This is a genomic window from Kitasatospora sp. NPDC058406 (assembly GCF_042722765.1).
Lineage (GTDB): Bacteria > Actinomycetota > Actinomycetes > Streptomycetales > Streptomycetaceae > Kitasatospora.
Genome location: NZ_JBHXKE010000001.1, coordinates 44,988 through 62,073 on the forward strand (window position 1 = coordinate 44,988; position 17,086 = coordinate 62,073).

Here is a 17,086-nt window from a genome sequence, read left to right on the forward strand (position 1 = left end):
CGCGGGGCGCCGACCGCGGGTACGGTCCCGCCGGGCGCTCAGGAGGCGGAGGCCGCGCGCTCCTCGGCCCGACGGCGGAGCAGCCGCCAGGCACCCTGCTGCACCAGCAGCGTGAGCACCCCCGCCACCACGATTCCGGCCATGTTCAGCAGCAACTGGAGGCTGGAGCCCGAGAACTGCCGGAAGTCGCCGTACCCGAGCGCGACCGCCGCGTTGGCGGCGGCCGGCACGGTGGTCACCGAGATCGCCACGCCGACCAGCATCCCGGCCTTGGCCGAGGTCAACGAGAGCAGCCCGGCGATGCCCGCCAGGAAGGCCACCACGAACGAGGTCGCGTCCGGCTGCCAGATGAACGAGGTGTTGGGTCGCGCCCCGTCGAACCTCTCCTGGCTGAACAACCCCGCCGCGTCCATCAGCAGCGAGAACACCACGGTCAGCGCCATCGCCACCGCGAACCCCGCCACCAGCGCGTTCAGCGAGCGCAGGGCCGGCCGTGACCGGCGCTGAACCAGCGCGACGCAGAGCCCGGCCAGCGGGCCGAACTCCGGCCCGACCGCCATGGCGCCGACGATGAGGATCGCGCTGTCCAGCACCGCGCCACAGGCCGCCAGCATCGTCGCCACGGTCAGGAAGGCCAGGTAGACGCCGGTGAGCGTGGACTCCTCGTGGGTGATCTCGGAGACGGCCTCCCAGACCAGCGCGTCCGCCCCCTCGCCGGGAGCGAGCCGTTCCGCCTCGTCGGCCGCTGCCGAGAGGGTCAGTTCGATCTCCTCGACGTCGATCGCGCCGCGCGCCGGAAGCCCCGTCGCCCGCAGCGCGCCCAGCACCTCGTCCGCCGACTCGCGCGCCACGTCGCAGAGCACCACGTCCCCCGGCGGCCGGACGGCCGCGTCGGGGAGCAGCACCACGTGGGTCACACCCACGCAGTCGTCCAGGCACTTCAGCACGGTGTCGCGCAGGTCGGCGGGAACGATCAGGCGCAGGTGCAGCACGGATGCTCCGGACGGGATGCGGCGGCGGGGAGACCCGATCACCATAGACGGCCGCCCGTCCGACGGCCCGCCGAGGCTGCCGGTCCGTCGCACGGCACGCCCACTGACCGGGCCACCCCCGACCGGACCGACCCCCGACCGGACCGACCGTCAGACGGGCCGGCCGTCGGGTAGATCGACCGTCGGGCGGGCCGACCGTCAGGCGGGCCGCTTGGCGAGTTCGACGAGGTCGACGGTGGCGCGCGGGTCGGCGACCTCGATGACCAGCCGGCTGTACCGCTCGTCGGCGAGCTCGATCACCACCGCCTTCTCCGGGTTCTTGACGTCCCAGAACACCCACTCGCCGCCCGAGCGGAAGGTTCCGGCGGTGATCAGCCCCGGGAAGTGCGTTCCGCCGACCCGGATCCCCTTGGGCTCGCGGAAGATCCCGGGGTCGACGGTGGCGCCCCGGACGTTGCCGATCGGGATCTCTATCCGGCTCCTGATCGCCCAGAGGCGGTCGAGGCCCTCGATCTCGACGACGAGGGTGTGGTCGGTGACGCTGACATGGGCCATGGAGGTGTTCCTCTGCTGGTGGTCGACGATGCTCTGGTTGTTCCGGGTGAGGACCTGCTCAACCCGTGGGTTCGGCCCCGCCGGCCCCGCCTGTCCCGCCGAACCGGCCGGCGAAGGCCAGGAGCGACGCGGCCGACGGCCCGCCCACGCCCGCACGGGCACGCAGCCGCAGGCCGAGGACGGTCGCGGCGAGCATCTCCGCGCCCCCGGGCCCGGCGCCCTCGCCCCCAGCGGGCCCGGCCGCCCGGGCGACCGCGGTGTCGAGCGCGGCCAGGCCCTCGGCGACCAGTGCGCCGACCTCGGGATCGCTCCCGGCCCGTTCGACGGCGGCCGACAGCAGCAGTCCGCCGGCCGGGCCGCCGTCGAATCCGGCTGCCGCCTGCACCAGCAGCTCGGCCAGGCCGTCGGCGGTCCCGAGCGCCGCCGCGAGCGGCAGCACCTCCTGGTCGAGGTGGCGGCGCAGCGCGGCCAGGTAGAGGCCGCGTTTGCTCCCGAACACCTTGTAGAGGCTGCCCCGGTGCACTCCGAGACCGGTGACCAGATCGTCCACCGAAGTCCCTTCGTATCCCCGGAGGGCGAACAGCTCCGCCGCCGTCTCCACAGCTCGGTCCTCGTCGAAGGCGCGTGGTCTTCCCATGGCGATGACTCTAGGAGTTAAAGAACGCCCGGTCAAGAACGAACGTTCTTGAACCCTCCTCCTCCCCTCGCTCCGTCAGCCGGCCAGCACCTCCCGCAGGGCCCGGGCGTGCTTCACCAGTCGGCTCGACCCCGGCCGGCCCGCCACCTCCGCCAGCCCCGGCACCTCGCCGCGGGCACCGCAGCGGCGCGCGGCGTCCGCCGCCACCGCCAGCACGTCGGCCGCGCCGCGCACCCCCTCACCGCCGAGGAGCGCGGGCAGGACGGTGGCCAGCACCGACCAGACGGTTCCGTAGGCGCCGGTGTCCGCGACGGTGACCAGGGAATGGGCGAGCCGGTTGGGCTTCACCGTGCCGAGGGTGACCAGCTCGCCCAGCTCGCGACCGAGCAGCGCGCCGTCCAGGTCGCCCCGGGCGGCGAGGACCAGCAGCGCGTCCACCGCCGCCGTCCGGTCGTCGGGGAACCGGGCCCCGAGGCCGTAGGCCACGGCGAGGTGCAGCGAGAGCCCGGCCGGACCGCCGCCCTCGGCGAGCACCACGAGCATCCGCCCCGCACCGCGCCGCTCGCGGTCCGCGGAGTCGGCGAACCAGTCGAGCCAGCGGGCCGCCTGCTCCTCGCGATGGTGCGGGAGCATCGCGGCCCAGTGCGGGCTGGGCTCCCACTGCCACTCGTTCTGCTTGCGGGCCCGGTCGACGGTGGGCTCGGTGCCGTCCAGCAGCGCCCAGAACTCCGCCTCCAGGCGCTCGCCGGCCGGGCCGACGGGTCCGCCCCCGCTGCCGGTCTGGGTGACCGCCACCCGCTTCACCGTCTCCCACCAGCGGTCCCAGTAGCGTTGCCCGGTCCGGGCCTCCGGGCCGGGCGCGAAGACCACCCGCGCCGAGGGCTGCGCCGGCAGGCCGCCCTCACGCAGCCACCGGGCCGCCCAGCGGCCGGCGGGCGAGGTCAGCCGGTCGGCAGCCGCCCGGACGACCGCGTCGGTCGTCGGGGCCACCCGCAGCAGGGCGGCGCTCAGGTCGGCCCTCCCGACCGGGACGCCGGCCGCCTCGTGGACGGCCAGGCGCTCCACCAGCACCTCGGCCGCGACCGCACCGGTCGCATCGGTCGGGGTGGCGAGCAGCAGCGGCGGAAGGTCGGTGGTGACCCGCTCGGCCGCCTCGGCGAGCCGGGCGGCGATCGCCTCGCCGTACACCGTGTTGTGCGGGCCGCGCAGCGGGTGGCGGCCCTTGTCCTTGAAGACGGAGCCGCGCCGGTGGGGGTCGACCAGACCGGCCACGGCCGCCGCGACGTACAGCACCTCGCCGGGACCGCAGTCGCTCCACCGGCTGCCCTCGCGCCACGGGTTCACCCGTAGCACCGGCTCCAGCGCCGCAGTCAGCGCCGCCCGGTCCAGGTGGGCGTGCCGGACCAGGCCGTCCAGCACCCGTTCGAAGACGGCGACGTCCGGCCGGCCCGAGGCCAGCAGCACGGCCAGCTCCTCGGCCACCTCGGCCGGGGTGGCGAGCGGGTCCCCGAGCGGGGCGGGCACCGGGACCGGCGGGAGCAGTTCGCTCCACGCGGTGTCGTCGTCCTCGCCGCTGCCCACCGGCGCGCCGAACAGCTCACCGGCGCGGGCGTGGTGGGCGGGGTTGAGGGCCTCGGCGGCGAGCCGCAGCTCGGGCAGGACGGCCTCGCCGGCCGCCTTGAGCCGGCGGGCCACCACGTTGAGCGCGCGCTCCTGGATCACCGTGTCGGGGTGGCCGAAGGCCTCGGCGGCGGCCAGCACCACCGGGCCGGAGCGTTCGGGCGAGCGCCGGGCGGCCTGCTCCAGCCAGGCCAGCTGGGCGCGGACCAGCTTCTTCTCGCTGCGGAACAGCACCACCGACGAGGCCTCGACGAGCACCTCCGGTCCGACCAGTCCGGCCTCGTCCAGCCCGGTGAGCACCTGCTGGGCGTGGCCGGCCACCGTCGAGAGTCCGTCCAGCACCGCGACCAGGTCCCGGACCCGGGAGGCGTACTCCTCCGTCGTGGGCGCGAGGGCGACCAGGACGGCGAGGAAGGCCTTCTGGTCGGCCGGCCGGCCACCGCGGACCAGCCGGGCCACGCAGAGGTCGACCAGCTCGGCGCGGTCGAAGTGCGGGCCGCCCGCCAGCCCCGCGACCGCCTCCGGCCAGGAGTCCCCCGGCCGGGTGCTGTACCGGGAGTCGAACGGCCAGGCGACGTCGTCGAGCTCGAACACCCGCGGCAGCAGCACCGGTGTGAAGGTGTCCGCCCGCAGCCGCTCCAGCAGCGTGTCGTTGGTGCCCCGCGGGCCGGTCTCGGCGCCCGCGGCCGAGCGCACCCACTCGGCGACGAAGTCGTCGGAGGCCGGCACCCGGCAGCCCGTCCGCCGGACAACCCGCTCGATCAGCGGGAAGAGGTCCCAGCTCCAGCCGGATCCGCGCTTGGCGGCGAGCCGGCCGACCACCTCGATCTGCCACTCCTCCGGCTGGGCCTCGACCACCGCGCCGAGCGCCGGGTGGCGGGCCCAGGACCGGCCGGTGAAGTCGCGTCCGCCGATCCAGGTGGCGGCGCCCGCCGCACCGACGTGGCAGCCGGCTCCGGCGACCAGCAGCGCGCCCATCCGCTGGTTGGCCGCCTTGGACCAGTCGCTGCGGGCCTCCTTGCGCATCTCCTTGAGCACCGGGACGCAGGACCGCCGCTCGGCCGGGCCGAGCGCGGCGACCAGCCCCGGCACCTGCGGGACCCGCCCCTCGCGGACCGCCGTCAACAGCGCGTCGCCCGCGGCCGACGCGCCGCCCGTGACGCCTGCGGCGCCCGTCCCGTCCGTCGCCCGCGCCGCGCTCATCGTGTCCGTCCCGCTCATCGCGTCCCCTCCCGAAGGATCCCGTCGTGACCGGCCCCGCCGAGGGCCGTCCCGCTCTCCACGGCCCCGCTCCCCGCGGCTCCGCCCTCCACCGCGCCGTTCTCCGGCGCGCCGCCCCGGAGGGCCGCCTCCCGGACCATCCCGACCGCCAGGACGTGCTTGCACGGCCCGCGCCCGCCGCGGTACTTGGCCCACCAGAGGCAGGTGCAGCCGAGCACGCCCGCCGCGTCCGTCCGCACCCGCTGGACGTGGTCGTCCACCGTCACGGTGGCGAGCGCGCCGCTCTCCTGGCGGACCGCCCCCGCCGCCACCAGGGCGCGCGCGGCCCGCAGCCGCGGGTTCCGGTCCTCGGCCCGCCCCGCGTCGTACGGCAGCTGGCGGTGGAAGTAGGCGGCCTCGGCGGCGTCGTAGCCGATCTGCCCGCCGGTGCCGAGCCGGGTGAGCGCCGCCCGCACCCGGGCCGGGGTGAGCCCGGACTGCTCGGCCAGGTCGGCGACCTCGATCCGCGGCTCCCAGGCGAGCAGCGCCGCGACCAGGTCGGCGTCCGGCTCGGCCGTGTCGGTGGCCAGCGCGCCGAGCACCCCGCCCTCGCCGGAGAAGCCCCGGGAGGCGTCCGGTGAGAGGGTGAGCGTCAGGCGCATCCCGGGCAGCACCACCTCCCAGGCGGAGGCCGCCGGGCCGTCACCCGCGACCGGGCCGTACACCCGCAGCGCCAGCGCGTGCCGCAGCACCCGCTGGAGCGCGGCCAGCCGCTCGGGGCCGGGCAGGCAGACGGCACCGGGCACCGGCCGGGTGGTCGGGCGCAGCGTCCGGCCGGCCGCGACCACCCAGAGGGCGGTCCGGGCACCGGCCCGGCCGCCGCCGCGCGGCAGCGACCGCAGGAAGCGGACCGCCTCGGCCGCGGGCAGCTCGGCCCGCAGGTCGAACCCGGCCGCGGTGACCTGCGTCTCGGCGAAGCCGCGCAGCCAGCGCTCCGGCAGCGGGACCTTCTTCTCGACGACCGGCCCGTCGAAGGTGGTGACCTCCAGGGCGTCCGGTCCGACGGCGAGGTGCAGCGGCTCGGCCCGACCGATCCGGGAGAGTGCCTCGCGCAGCGGGTTGTTGACGTCGACGTTGGTGGTGCCGTGACCGATCTCGTCGCCGTCCAGGCCGGCGGCGAGCACGTCGAGGCGGGCGTAGACGCCGCAGCAGCCGGAGAAGGACTCGAACCGGAGCCGGTCGCCGTTGGCGGTGACCACCGGGTCGAGCGAGGCGCGCAGCTGCGGCTGGTAGTAGCGGGCGGCGGCGACGTCGGCGACCGCGAGCAGCGCGGCGGCGGCCGGTGCGGGCTCGGCCAGGAAGCCCGCGAAGAAGCGGGGGTGGGTGGCCGCCCCGAGCGGGGTGGCGCCGCCGGAGGTCTCCAGGGCGAGGCGCCGGCCGGCCGCGCCGTCGAGGACGGCGGACGGGCGCAGATAGGCGTACGCGTGTGCGGATTGCGACATGCCGAACACGTTAGGTCAGGGCACTGACAGTCGGGCTCCGGCGCCCTCCCCCACCCGTCCCGAGCGGTCCTGACTGGAACAGGTTCTACCCGTGAGGTTCCCCCGAAAGGGTTACCCAGGTCACAACGGTCGGCGGGCGGCTTCTGTCACTATGGGCCCGTGACCGAGCTGACCGAACAGGAGAGACGGGCGACCGACACCGTCGGCCCGTTCGCCGAGCTGCTGCTGATCGAGCGGCTCGACGAGAACACGTTCCGCGGCCACTGCCACGCCGGAGCGCCGATGCGCGCGTTCGGCGGCCAGGTCGCCGCACAGGCGCTGGTGGCGGCCGGGCGGACGGTCGGGACCGACCGCGCGGTGCACTCGCTGCACGGCTACTTCCTGGTGGCCGGGGACCCGGCCCACCCGATCGACTACCGGGTCGACCAGGTGCGCCAGGGCTCCTCGTACGCCACCCGCCGGGTGACGGCGATGCAGAAGGGCGAGGCGGTCTTCACCCTCTCCGCGTCCTTCAAACGCCCCGAGCGGGCCACCGACCGGCACCGGGAGATCCCGTCCATGCCGGGCCCCGAGGAGTTGCCGGACGTCTTCTCCTCCTGGGACGAGGAGGCCCGCGCGGCGCTCGCCCGCAGCGGCTTCGGCGCCCTGGAGCTGCGGTTCGTCCCGCCGGACGCCCCGGGCGTGCCGCCCGCCGTCCCGGGCATGCCGCAGCAGTTCGTCTGGCTGCGCGCCGGTTCCCCGCTGCCCGCCGACGACCCGCTGCTGCACGTCTGCGCGCTCACCTACCTCTCGGACCTCACGCTGGCCTCGACGGCCGGGCTGCACCTCCAGCCCAACTTCTTCCAGCGCACCGAGCCGCCCCGGCTGCTGATGGCCTCGCTGGACCACGCGATGTGGTTCCACCGGCCGTTCCGGGCCGACGAGTGGCTGCTGTTCGCCCAGCGGAGCCCGTCCTCCTCGGACGGCCGGGGGCTGTCCCTGGGCGAGTTCTACGACCGGGAGGGACGGCTGGTCGCGTCCGCCGTGCAGGAGGCGCTGATCCGCGAACGCCTGGCCGCACCGCGCTGACCACGGCCCGGAGCCGACGGCGGGGCGGTCACCGGGGCGGGGCCGGCCCGCGGGCCGGCCCCGGTGACCGGGGGGAGAACGGCGGGCGGCCTGTCGGCGTCATATTCCTGAGCGGCCACGGCCCGTATCATGGTGCGGGTGACCAAGGTTGACCTGTCACCACGGCCGGTGGAGGCGATGTCTCCGCGTCAACTCGAACGCCGCGAGAGTCTGATCGCGGCAGCGCTCGCCCTGGTGAACGAGATCGGCGTCGAGCGGCTGCAGATGAAGCAGGTCTGCGAGCGGTCCGGAGTCGCCCTGGGGACGGCGTACCGCTACTTCTCCTCCAAGGACCACCTGCTGGCGGCCGCCATCGCCGAGTGGCACCGCCTGCTGCTGGCCGACCTGGTGGCGGAGCTCCGCGGACCGCGCGCCGGCCTGGGCGCCACCGACCGGGTGGTGCGGTTCGTCCGCGGCGGGATGCGGGCCTACCAGCGCCAGCCCGAACTGGCCCGGCTCCGGGTGGCCGTCGCCGCCTCCACCGACCCCTTCGCCAGCGAGGCCCTGCAGGGCATGGCCCGGGCCGACAGTGCCGCGCTCCAGGCGGTGATGGCCGAGGTCCCGGCCGCCACGAGCGACCTGGTGCGGCACATCGTCGGCCACGCCTGGCAGGGCGAGCTGACGGCCTGGGTGACCGGCCGCACCACGCTCGGCGACGCCCGGCGGCGGCTGGAGGACGTGGTGCGGCTGGTGCTGGCCCCGTACGAGACGCCCTACCCGGCCCCGTACGAGGTCCCGTCCAGCGCCTGAGCCCGGTGGGGGCGGCTGCGGCGGACCCCGGGCGGAGTCAGGCCGCCGTCACCGGGTGGACCACCACCGCGTCGAAGAGGTAGCCCTCGCGGTTGAACACCGCCACCTCGGGCTGGGTGTTGCCGCGGCGGTCGGTCGCCCGGGCCCGCAGCTCGTACGGGCCGGGCCGCTCCGGACGCCAGTCGATGCTCCAGCGCGTCCAGTTGTCGGCGCGGGGCTCGTCGAGCAGTTCGGCCCGGTGCCACCGCAGGCCGCCGTCGGTGGACACCTCGACCGTACGGACCGCCGCCGCACCCGACCAGGACCGGCCGTACAGCCGGTGCCGGCGACCGGCGGCCAGCACCGCCCCGCGGGCCAGCTCGAAGGCGCTCTTGACGACCTGGGTGGTGAGCGGGGCGCTGCCGCCGGCCGGGTGGTCGGGGCCGAAGAGGCGGTAGAAGTCGGTGTTCCAGGGCGAGTAGAGCGGGTGGTCGGCCACCTCGACCGTGCCGACCCACTTGATCGACGCGATCCCGATCCAGCCCGGCACCACCAGGCGGACGGGCGCGCCGTGGTCGGGGGTCAGCGGCTCGCCGTTCATCTCGTAGGCGAGCAGTACGTCGTCCAGCGCCTTCGCCACCGGCAGCGGGCGGCGGACCCGGCCGAGGCTGACGCCGCCGGACACGAACTCCGCGTCGAGGCCGCTGGGCAGCACGTCCACCGCACGACGGCTGATCCCGGCCCGGCGGAGCACGTCCGCCAGCCGGACCCCGCGCCAGCGGGCCGAGCCGATGCCGCCGAGCGTCCACTGGGTGCCGGTCACCGTCTGGTGCTGCTGGCCGGTGTAGAAGCTGCGGCCGTTGCCGGCGCACTCGACCAGGGCGCTGATCGAGTGCGCGGGGAGGTCGTGCAGGTCGTCGAGGGAGAACTCGACCGGCCGGTCGGCGGTGGGTGCGCCGCGCAGGCCGCTGCCGAAGAGCCGCAGCCGCCAGCTGCCGGCGTCGATCAGCGGCGTGCTGGTGTGGTTGCGGACGAAGAACCGCTCCACCGGGACGTGACGGCCGACCGGGCCGCCGTCCGCGCTCCCGCGCAGCGCGTCGAACCGCATCTCGGCGTTGGTGCCGCGCGGGACGAACCACTCGGCGGGCAGCGGCTTGAGGATCCCGGGCACCGGGCCGGCGGTGGGAGCGGCGGCGGCGAGGCCGGCGGACGACGGCGCGACGGGCTCGGCGCCGCCCGCGGACGGCGGAGCCGCGAGCGCGTCCGCCGGGGCGAGCAGCCCGCCGGCGGCCGGGGCGGCGAGCACCCCCGCTGCGGCGAGCATCCGCAGCAGGGTGCGGCGGTCGACGCCGTCCGCGCGGGCCTCGCCGGCCAGCCACTGGCGGCGGCGGAGCCGGTCGTACGCGGCTTCCGAGGGGGTTTCGGCGGGCATGGGCACACTTCCGTTCGGATCGTGGTGACGGTCGGACCATGGACCTGCGGGCGGCGCGCCGGTCCGCCGTCGGAACGCGGACCTGCGGGCGCGGGGGGCTGCGGTCAGCGCGAGGGGCGGCCGGGGCCGTGGTCGGCACGGCGCCGCGGCGGCCGTCGGGCGGCCGGGGGTGACCCCGAGGAGCCCGGGTTCACCCCGGGCGGCCGGACGGGCTCAGCGACAGCGACAGCGACAGTGCAAGCAGCTTCGACAGCAGCTGTGACAGCGACAGTGACGGCGACAGGAAGGAGCGGCGCACCCGGGTGCGCCGACCGGTCCACCGGCGGCCCCGCGCACGGCGCAGGCGGCACGGGTGGCGGCATGGGCGGCGGCACGAGTGACGGCGCGGACGGCGAACCGTCCGGTGGTCCTCACTGCACGGGGCGTCCCGGTCACGATGCGGATCATAGGGCCGACCCCGACGCCGCGTCAGGCGATCCGGGCGAACCGGCCCCGGCGGACGGGACCGCGGCTTGACCTTCACACCGATGTCAACTCCTACCGTGCGGGGCGGGGCGGCCGACCGGCCGTCCCGCCCTCCCGCACAGGAGCACCGCCATGACCGCGCCGAAGCCCGCCCCCGCCCCGCTCGCCCGGATCGTCCGGGGCTCCGGCCCCGGCCTGCTGCTCGCCCACGGCGCGGGCGGCAGCGCCCGCGACAACTGGGGTCCGCTGCTCGACGACCTCGCCGCCCACCGCACCGTCGTCGCCCCCGACTACCCGGGCTCCGGCGACAGCCCCGACGAGCCGGGCGAGCCCTCGCTCGACGAACTGGCGGACCGTCTGGTGGCGGTCGCCGACGAGGAGGGCCTGACCGGGTTCGACCTGGCCGGCTACTCGCTCGGCGCCGCCGTCGCCGTACGGGCCGCGACCCGCCACCCCGGACGGGTCCGCTCCCTGCTGCTGCTCGCGGGGGTGGCCGGCGGATCCCAGCGGTTCCGGCTGCTGGCCGACCAGGCCGTCGCCCTCGCCGGGCAGCCGGCCCTGCTGGCCGACCAGGCCCTGACCGTGGTGTTCGGCCGTACCTGGGTCGAGGCCCTGCCCGCCGACCGGCTCGCCGACCTGCGGGCCGCCCTCGCCGCCACTCCGGTTTCGGCGGGCTTCCGCCGGCAGTTCGAGCTGGCCGCCCGCGCCGACGTCCGCGCCGAACTGGCCGGCATCGCCGTGCCCACGCTGGTGATCTCCACCACCGAGGACACCCTGGTGGCGCCGGAGCAGCACCGCGCCCTGGCCGAGGGCATCCCCGGCGCCCGCCTGGCCGAGCTGACGGCCGGCCATCTGCCGATGGTGGAACAGCTGCCCGAGCTGCGACAGCTGGTGCTCGGCTTCCTCACCGGCCACCCGGCCACCGGATGACCGTACGGTCGAGCAGCCCTACCGCCGGCCGGTGGCCGGGTGGCCGGCCGGCGTCACCCCCGACGCCCCGGCCCCCGCCCACCTGCCGAATCCGTGAACGGCCGGACGCTCCGGGGGAACACCCCGGCGGGGCCCGGCGTTCGCCCGGACATGCGCATCGGAGAGCTCGCCCGTCTGACCGGGGTGTCCACCCGCCTGCTGCGGTACTACGAGGAGCAGGGCCTGCTCTCGCCGGCGCGTTCGGCCGCCGGCTACCGCGAGTACGCCGAGGGGGACGCGATCCGGGTGCGACAGGTCCGCAGCCTGCTGGCGGCGGGCCTGTCCACCCGGGTGATCGCGAGCATCCTCCCGTGCGCCCACGGACCGATCCCCGCCCTGGAGGCCTGCCCCCACCTGCTCGGCACCCTCCGCGGCGAGCTGGCCGAGCTCGACGCCCGCATCGGCGAGCTGACCCGCAGCCGGGGCGCCCTCGCCGGTTACCTGGACGCCGCCCTGCCCCCGGCCCGCGCGTACGCCGCCGCCTGACGGCCCGCCACCGCACCGGACACCCACCGGACCGCCGCACCGGACACCCACCGGTCCACCCGTCCGACGCCGCCTCACCCCGCCCTCCCCGGCGTGCCCTCCCCCGCCTCCCGGCCGGAACTGGACATAGTGCGACATGTATCCCTTTGACGATCATGTCACCGCCCAGGGCGAACGCCGGAAGAGGTACCCCCATGACGAGTCAGCCGCCCGAGCCGCCGGACGAACCCGCCGCCACCCTCCCCGTCGACCGGGCGGTGTTCGGGATCAGCGCCGTCCTCGTCCTGGCGGTGGTCGCCTGGGGCATCTTCGCCGAGGACTCCCTCGGCCGGACCTCCAGCAGCGCCCTCGGCTGGGTCCTGCACAACTTCGGCTGGCTCTTCGTCGTCGCCGCCGACGTCTTCCTCGTCCTCACCGTCCTGCTCGCCCTCAGCCGCTTCGGGCGGATCCGTCTCGGCCGTGACGACGACGAACCCGAGTTCTCCACGCTCTCCTGGGTCGCCATGATGTTCAGCGCCGGCATGGGCATCGGCCTGATGTTCTACGGCGTCGGCGAGCCGCTCCAGCTGTTCGCCACCCCGCAGCCGGGTTCCGGCCTGGAACCGCAGTCCGCGGCCGCCGCCCAGCAGGCACTGGAGTTCTCGCTCTTCCACTGGACCCTGCACCCGTGGGCGATCTACGCGGTCGGCGGCCTCGCACTCGCCTACACCACCTTCCGCAAGGGCCGGGGCAACCGGATCTCCTCCGCCTTCGTCCCGCTGATCGGGCAACGCGGCGCGGACGGCTGGACCGGCCGCGCCATCGACATGCTCGCCGTGTTCGCCACCGTCTTCGGCTCGGCCACCAGCCTCGGCCTCGGCGCCCTCCAGGTGGCCGACGGCCTCGGCTACGTCTCCTCCGTCGAGAACACGGAGCGCACCCAGCTGATCATCATCGGCTCGCTGAGCGCCGCCTTCGTCGTCTCCGCCTTCTCGGGCGTGCACAAGGGCGTCAAGTGGCTCTCCACCGCCAACGTCGTGCTGGCCTCGCTGATCATGATCTTCGTCTTCGTGATCGGCCCGTCCGTCTTCGTCCTGGACGCGATCCCGTCCACCGTCGGCGGCTACCTGTCCGACCTGGTCGCCATGTCCACCCAGACCGGCGCCTTCACCGACGAGAGCTGGCTCGGCTCCTGGACCATCTTCTACTGGGCGTGGTGGCTCTCCTGGGCGCCGTTCGTCGGCACCTTCATCGCCCGCATCTCCCGGGGCCGCACCATCCGCCAGTTCCTGATCGGCGTGCTGCTGGTGCCCAGCGGGGCCACCGTGATCTGGTTCTGCGTGATGGGCGGCACCGCCATCCGACTGGACAGCACCGGCGCCGCCGACCTCGTCGAGACCATCCCGCAGGGCGCGGAGGCGTCCCTGTTCGAGATGCTGCGGTCGCTGCCGCTCGGCTCGGTGACCAGCGTGATCGCGGTGCTGCTGGTGATGCTCTTCTTCATCACCAGCGCCGACTCCGCCTCCCTCGTCCTCGGCTCGCTCTCCAGCCGCGGCTCGCTGCACCCCCGCACGTGGCTGGTGGTGGTCTGGGGCGTCCTGATGGGCGGGGTCGCCGCCGCCCTCCTGCTCGCCGGCGGGCTGACCGCGCTGCAGAACGCCACCATCCTGGTCGCCCTGCCGTTCGTCGTGGTGATGCTGCTGCTCTGCGTCGCGCTGGTGAAGGAGCTGCGCACCGACCCCGCCGCCGGTCCCTCCCGCTTCCACCCGGCCCACGGCCTGCGGGACGCCGTACGGGTCGCCGTCGGCGACGCCCTCGCCGACGCCGGACGGCGCGACCGGCGCCCCCCGCCCGAGTGAACCGGTGACGCCGGACCCGCCCGAGGAGGTCGGGCGGGTGGGGTGTGACCTGGGATGTTGCGCATTCCGCCCAACCCGACGCCCGCCCCCCATCCGGACTTCACCCGCACGTAGCGACCGTTAACGCCGCCCTGGAAACCTCCCTGTCATGAACGCCAACCCTCCGGCGACCCTCCAGGACCCGCGCTTCCCCCTGCCCAAGCGCCACCGCCGACTCCTGGCCTGCGCCGCCGTCCTCGCCTCCGTCACCCTCGGCACCCTCGGTGTGGGCGCCACCGTGGAGACCGTCCAGCCCGGCACCGTGGCCACGGCCACCACCCGGAGATGACGTGGTCGGAGCCACACGCCGCGACGGCACGGTCGGCGGTACGGCCACCACCAAGAAGTACGCCGTGACGCTGCCCGGAACACTCGCCGAGCAGATTCGCGCGAGGGTCGGCCCCCGTGAGTTCAGTCGTTACGGATCTCCGACGGGCGGCTCGAGGTGGCCCGGCTCCGAGCCTCAGGCGTGCTGTTCCGCCTTCGGGGCGGCCGGGGCCGGGATGGTGATCTCCGGGTCCCGGCGCGAGTGCCGGCCGGTGCCGGGCTCCGGCAGGAGGTGGGCGGGGGCGTAGCGGGCGGCGGGCGCGCGCAGGAGCCAGCCCGGGGGGCGGGTACCGCGGGGTGCGCGGACGATCAGTCCCATCCGGTGGAGCAGGTCGAGGGAGTCACGGCGCAGCGCCGTCCGGTCGGCCAGGTAGTCACGGCGCCACCCCGCCGGAAGCCCGTACTCGTCGGCGATGTCGCCGAGGACGCCGTCTATCAGCGCGTCGGGGACGGGCACGTCGGCGTCCGTGGACTCACCGGGGAGCGGCCGCACCTCCTCCACCAGGCGTTCGACCAGCAGTAGCGCGGCCTGGGCCAGGGTTCCGGCGCCGGGCAGGGCGAGGTCGGTGAGCTCCTCGGCGGGGTCGAGCAGGGCGACGCCCTCGGCGCGGTGCTCCGCCTCCAGACCGAGGAAGTCGGCGAGGGCGGCGGGGCCCGAGATCCGGTGGTCACGCAGCCAGTCCCGCCGCTCCTCCGACAGGTCCGCGATCAGGACGACCGGGGTCTCGGCGAGCCGGCGGCGTACGGCGGTGCCGGGCTCGGCCTCGGCGGCGTGGCGGATCAGGTCGGCCGCGTCGGCGGCGCGCGCGGGCGGGGCGGCCGGAACGGCCCGCGCGAGCTCCCGGTCGACCGTCAGGACGGTCTCGTCACCGGCCGGATCCGCCGGATCGACGGGGACGTCGAGCAGCACCTGCCAGTCGGCCAGGACGGCGAGCGCCATGCAGAGGTCGGCGCGGGCGGCGTCCGGCGCGGGCGCGGCCTCCGGGCCGACCGTGCGCATCGCGGCCCGCAGCCGGCCGAGCGGCAGTTGCTCGGGCGCGTCGACCAGCAGGGCCAGCGCGAGCGCCAGGCGGGCGTACCCGCCGGGGGTGAACGGGGCACCGGTGGCCGGGTGTTCGAGCCGGCGGGCGGCTCCGGGGCCGAGGCCGGCCTTGTGCAGGCGGGCGTGCCAGGGGCCGACGAGCAGACGGTAGCCGAGCAGGGTGTCGAAGCGCTCGGTGAGCCAGTCACGATGACGGCGGATCAGCGGGAAGCCGTCGGCGTGCGGCCCGGAGGCCGTGACCAGGGGGTGGGCGAGCAGCAGCCGGGCCGCGATCCGCCGCTCGGCCGCGGTGGCGGCGGCGGAACGGTCCTGAGCACCGACGGTGGCGGTCCGGGAGCGTTCGGGCTTGCGGTGCTTGCCCGGCCTGCCCGGCTCGGCGCCCGAGAGGACGACGGGCAGCGCGCCGGCGTCCCGGCGGGCCCGGCGCAGGCCGCGGACCGGGCGGGCCTCGCGGGTGCGCTGCTGCACGGGGGTGTGGGCGGTGGGGCCGTGCCACCAGCTGACGTCGGACGCCGGTTCGGCGGGGGCGGACCCGGGCAGACCCGGTCCGACGGGGCCCGGTCCGACGGGGCCCGGCTCGGCCGGCGCGCCGAAGTGCCGGGCCGGGTAGAGCCCGAAGGAGGCCGCCCAGAGGTCGTCGGCGGTACCGGCGTCGGCCTGCGCGAACCACTCGGCGAGCCGGAGCAGTCCCGGATCCGGCGAGAGCCCCGGAGTCGGCACGGAAGACGGTGCGGGAGTAGTCGGTGCGGGAGTCGGTGCGGAGGGCGGAACCGGAGTCGGTGCGGGGCCGGCAACCTCGGCCACGTCCACCTCCACGTCCACCTCCTGCGGGTCGTCAGTCCCCGGCGCACGTACGGCAACGCGCGCGGACCCGGGCACGGCCGCGGACACGGCTTCGCGTACGGCGACGACGGCGTCGAGGGTGCTCCGCCCCGCTCCGCCCGTACGCCCGTCCGACGCGCCACCGGCCGCCCGCGCGGCGCCGGTCACGTCCTCCTGCTGCTCCATGTCGTGGACCAGACTAGACGGTGGGCGCGGCCCCCGCTGGCAGCTGCCGGGTCCCGTGGGCACCGAACCGCGCCCCACCGCGCGTCGCCCGGCGATCGTCGCCCCACCGCCGCCCGGCCGGAACCTACGCGTCGGTAACCTGTCCTTCCCGGACCCCGCTCCGGTCGCCCGGGGTGCCCAGCACGGGCCACCCGCTCCCCATCCCCCGGAGGACACCGCCGCATGAGCATCCGTACGACCACCCGCGCCGTTCTCGGCGGCCGCCTGCGTTCGGCCACCGGGCTGCTCACCGGCTACGCCACGACCTCGGCGGCCCACCTGGGGGCGATCCTGGCCGACACTCAGGTGCTCCGGCACGCCACCAAGCCGGCGCTGATGCCGCTGCTGGCCGCCCACAGCGCGGTCGCCGCCGCCGCGGCCGGCCGCGAGGCGCCCAGGCTGCTGACGCCTGCGCTGCTGCTGAGCGCGGGCGGGGACGTCCTGCTCCAGCTCGGCAACGACACCGCGTTCCTGGCCGGCATGGGTTCGTTCGCCGCGGCGCACGTCTGCTACGTCACGATGTTCGTCGGGCAGGGGGCGCTCACCGAGCGGCGACGGGCGCTGCTGGTGGCGGCGGCGTACGCGGCGGCCTGGGCGACGATGGTGAGCCGGCTCTGGCCGGACCTCGGGGACCTGCGGGTGCCGGTGGCCGGGTACAGCCTGCTGCTCGCCTCGACGGCCGTCACCTCGGCCGGGCTGGGCCTGCGGACCGGGCTGGGCGGGGCGCTGTTCCTGCTCTCCGACACGCTGATCGCCACCAAGCTGGCCAAGTGGCGGGAGCTGCCGGGCCACCAGTTCTGGATCATGGCGACGTACGTCCTGGCGCAGTACCTGCTGGCCAGTGGTGCGCTCAGGGCCGCCGCCGAGGCGGAGGACGCCCGGGGGCCGGAGGACGCGGACAGCGCGGAGGACGCCGGACACGCCGGTCGACCGCAGACGGTCTGACCCCCTCCCCGCCGGCCTGACGACCCGGCGGACACGGAGGTGGGGGGGGGGGGGGCGGCGGGGGGGGGCGGGCGGGGGGCGAGCACCCCCCCCGGGCCCGCCGGTCAGGGGGGCAAGGGTGAAAAAACAAAATAAAAAGCACAATAAATAAAAG

The 17,086-nt window shown here is 75.8% G+C and carries 14 protein-coding genes; 7 read left to right on the forward strand and 7 right to left on the reverse strand.

Going from position 1 to position 17,086, the window contains the following annotated elements:
- Positions 1-38: 38 nt before the first annotated feature.
- From ACFWOG_RS00195 to ACFWOG_RS00215, 5 genes are all read right to left on the reverse strand, one after another.
- The gene (locus tag ACFWOG_RS00195) at positions 39-992 is read right to left on the reverse strand and encodes a DUF389 domain-containing protein (protein WP_329948872.1); all 954 of its coding nucleotides are present in this window, start codon (positions 990-992) and stop codon (positions 39-41) included.
- 198 nt (positions 993-1,190) lie between these two features.
- Positions 1,191-1,547: a hypothetical protein gene (locus ACFWOG_RS00200; protein ID WP_329880434.1), complete on the reverse strand. Its 357-nt coding sequence runs from the start codon at positions 1,545-1,547 to the stop codon at positions 1,191-1,193.
- Between the two features lie 58 nt (positions 1,548-1,605).
- Positions 1,606-2,184 (reverse strand): TetR/AcrR family transcriptional regulator, encoded by a 579-nt coding sequence (locus tag ACFWOG_RS00205; protein ID WP_380353266.1) that lies wholly within the window; start codon positions 2,182-2,184, stop codon positions 1,606-1,608.
- 75 nt (positions 2,185-2,259) lie between these two features.
- Positions 2,260-5,025 (reverse strand): DUF6493 family protein, encoded by a 2,766-nt coding sequence (locus tag ACFWOG_RS00210; RefSeq protein ID WP_380353269.1) that lies wholly within the window; start codon positions 5,023-5,025, stop codon positions 2,260-2,262.
- Positions 5,022-6,506 carry an SWIM zinc finger family protein gene (locus ACFWOG_RS00215; protein WP_380353272.1) on the reverse strand — a complete coding sequence of 495 codons (1,485 nt, stop codon included), beginning with the start codon at positions 6,504-6,506 and terminating at the stop codon, positions 5,022-5,024. The genes ACFWOG_RS00210 and ACFWOG_RS00215 overlap by 4 nt, the downstream gene beginning before the upstream one ends.
- A gap of 159 nt (positions 6,507-6,665) precedes the next feature.
- Here ACFWOG_RS00215 and ACFWOG_RS00220 point away from each other — a divergent pair, with 159 nt between their 5' ends.
- Positions 6,666-7,574, forward strand: a complete 909-nt coding sequence (locus ACFWOG_RS00220) for an acyl-CoA thioesterase domain-containing protein (protein WP_329948876.1) — start codon at positions 6,666-6,668, stop codon at positions 7,572-7,574.
- A gap of 138 nt (positions 7,575-7,712) precedes the next feature.
- Positions 7,713-8,363, forward strand: a complete 651-nt coding sequence (locus tag ACFWOG_RS00225) for a TetR/AcrR family transcriptional regulator (RefSeq protein ID WP_329948877.1) — start codon at positions 7,713-7,715, stop codon at positions 8,361-8,363.
- A gap of 37 nt (positions 8,364-8,400) precedes the next feature.
- Here the strand turns inward: ACFWOG_RS00225 and ACFWOG_RS00230 are convergent, their stop codons facing one another.
- On the reverse strand, positions 8,401-9,774 hold the full coding sequence (locus ACFWOG_RS00230) for a sulfite oxidase (protein WP_380353275.1): 1,374 nt from the start codon (positions 9,772-9,774) through the stop codon (positions 8,401-8,403).
- Positions 9,775-10,371: 597 nt separating this feature from the next.
- Between ACFWOG_RS00230 and ACFWOG_RS00235 the strand changes: the two genes are divergently transcribed.
- The 4 genes from ACFWOG_RS00235 (at position 10,372) to ACFWOG_RS00250 (ending at position 13,860) form a co-directional block, all read left to right on the forward strand.
- A complete protein-coding gene (locus ACFWOG_RS00235) occupies positions 10,372-11,169 on the forward strand; it encodes an alpha/beta fold hydrolase (protein ID WP_380353279.1) in 798 nt (265 codons plus the stop codon).
- 150 nt (positions 11,170-11,319) lie between these two features.
- The gene (locus tag ACFWOG_RS00240) at positions 11,320-11,694 is read left to right on the forward strand and encodes a MerR family transcriptional regulator (protein WP_329948880.1); all 375 of its coding nucleotides are present in this window, start codon (positions 11,320-11,322) and stop codon (positions 11,692-11,694) included.
- A 194-nt stretch (positions 11,695-11,888) separates the two neighbouring features.
- On the forward strand, positions 11,889-13,532 hold the full coding sequence (locus ACFWOG_RS00245) for a BCCT family transporter (protein WP_380353282.1): 1,644 nt from the start codon (positions 11,889-11,891) through the stop codon (positions 13,530-13,532).
- A gap of 148 nt (positions 13,533-13,680) precedes the next feature.
- Complete coding sequence (locus tag ACFWOG_RS00250; protein ID WP_329880451.1) at positions 13,681-13,860, forward strand: hypothetical protein; 180 nt, start codon at positions 13,681-13,683, stop codon at positions 13,858-13,860.
- A gap of 174 nt (positions 13,861-14,034) precedes the next feature.
- On the opposite strand, the gene ACFWOG_RS00255 is transcribed toward ACFWOG_RS00250, so the two are convergent.
- Complete coding sequence (locus tag ACFWOG_RS00255) at positions 14,035-15,660, reverse strand: DUF2398 family protein (RefSeq protein ID WP_380353285.1); 1,626 nt, start codon at positions 15,658-15,660, stop codon at positions 14,035-14,037.
- Positions 15,661-16,170: 510 nt separating this feature from the next.
- Between ACFWOG_RS00255 and ACFWOG_RS00260 the strand changes: the two genes are divergently transcribed.
- The gene (locus ACFWOG_RS00260; protein ID WP_380353288.1) at positions 16,171-16,932 is read left to right on the forward strand and encodes a lysoplasmalogenase; all 762 of its coding nucleotides are present in this window, start codon (positions 16,171-16,173) and stop codon (positions 16,930-16,932) included.
- Positions 16,933-17,086 lie beyond the last annotated feature (154 nt).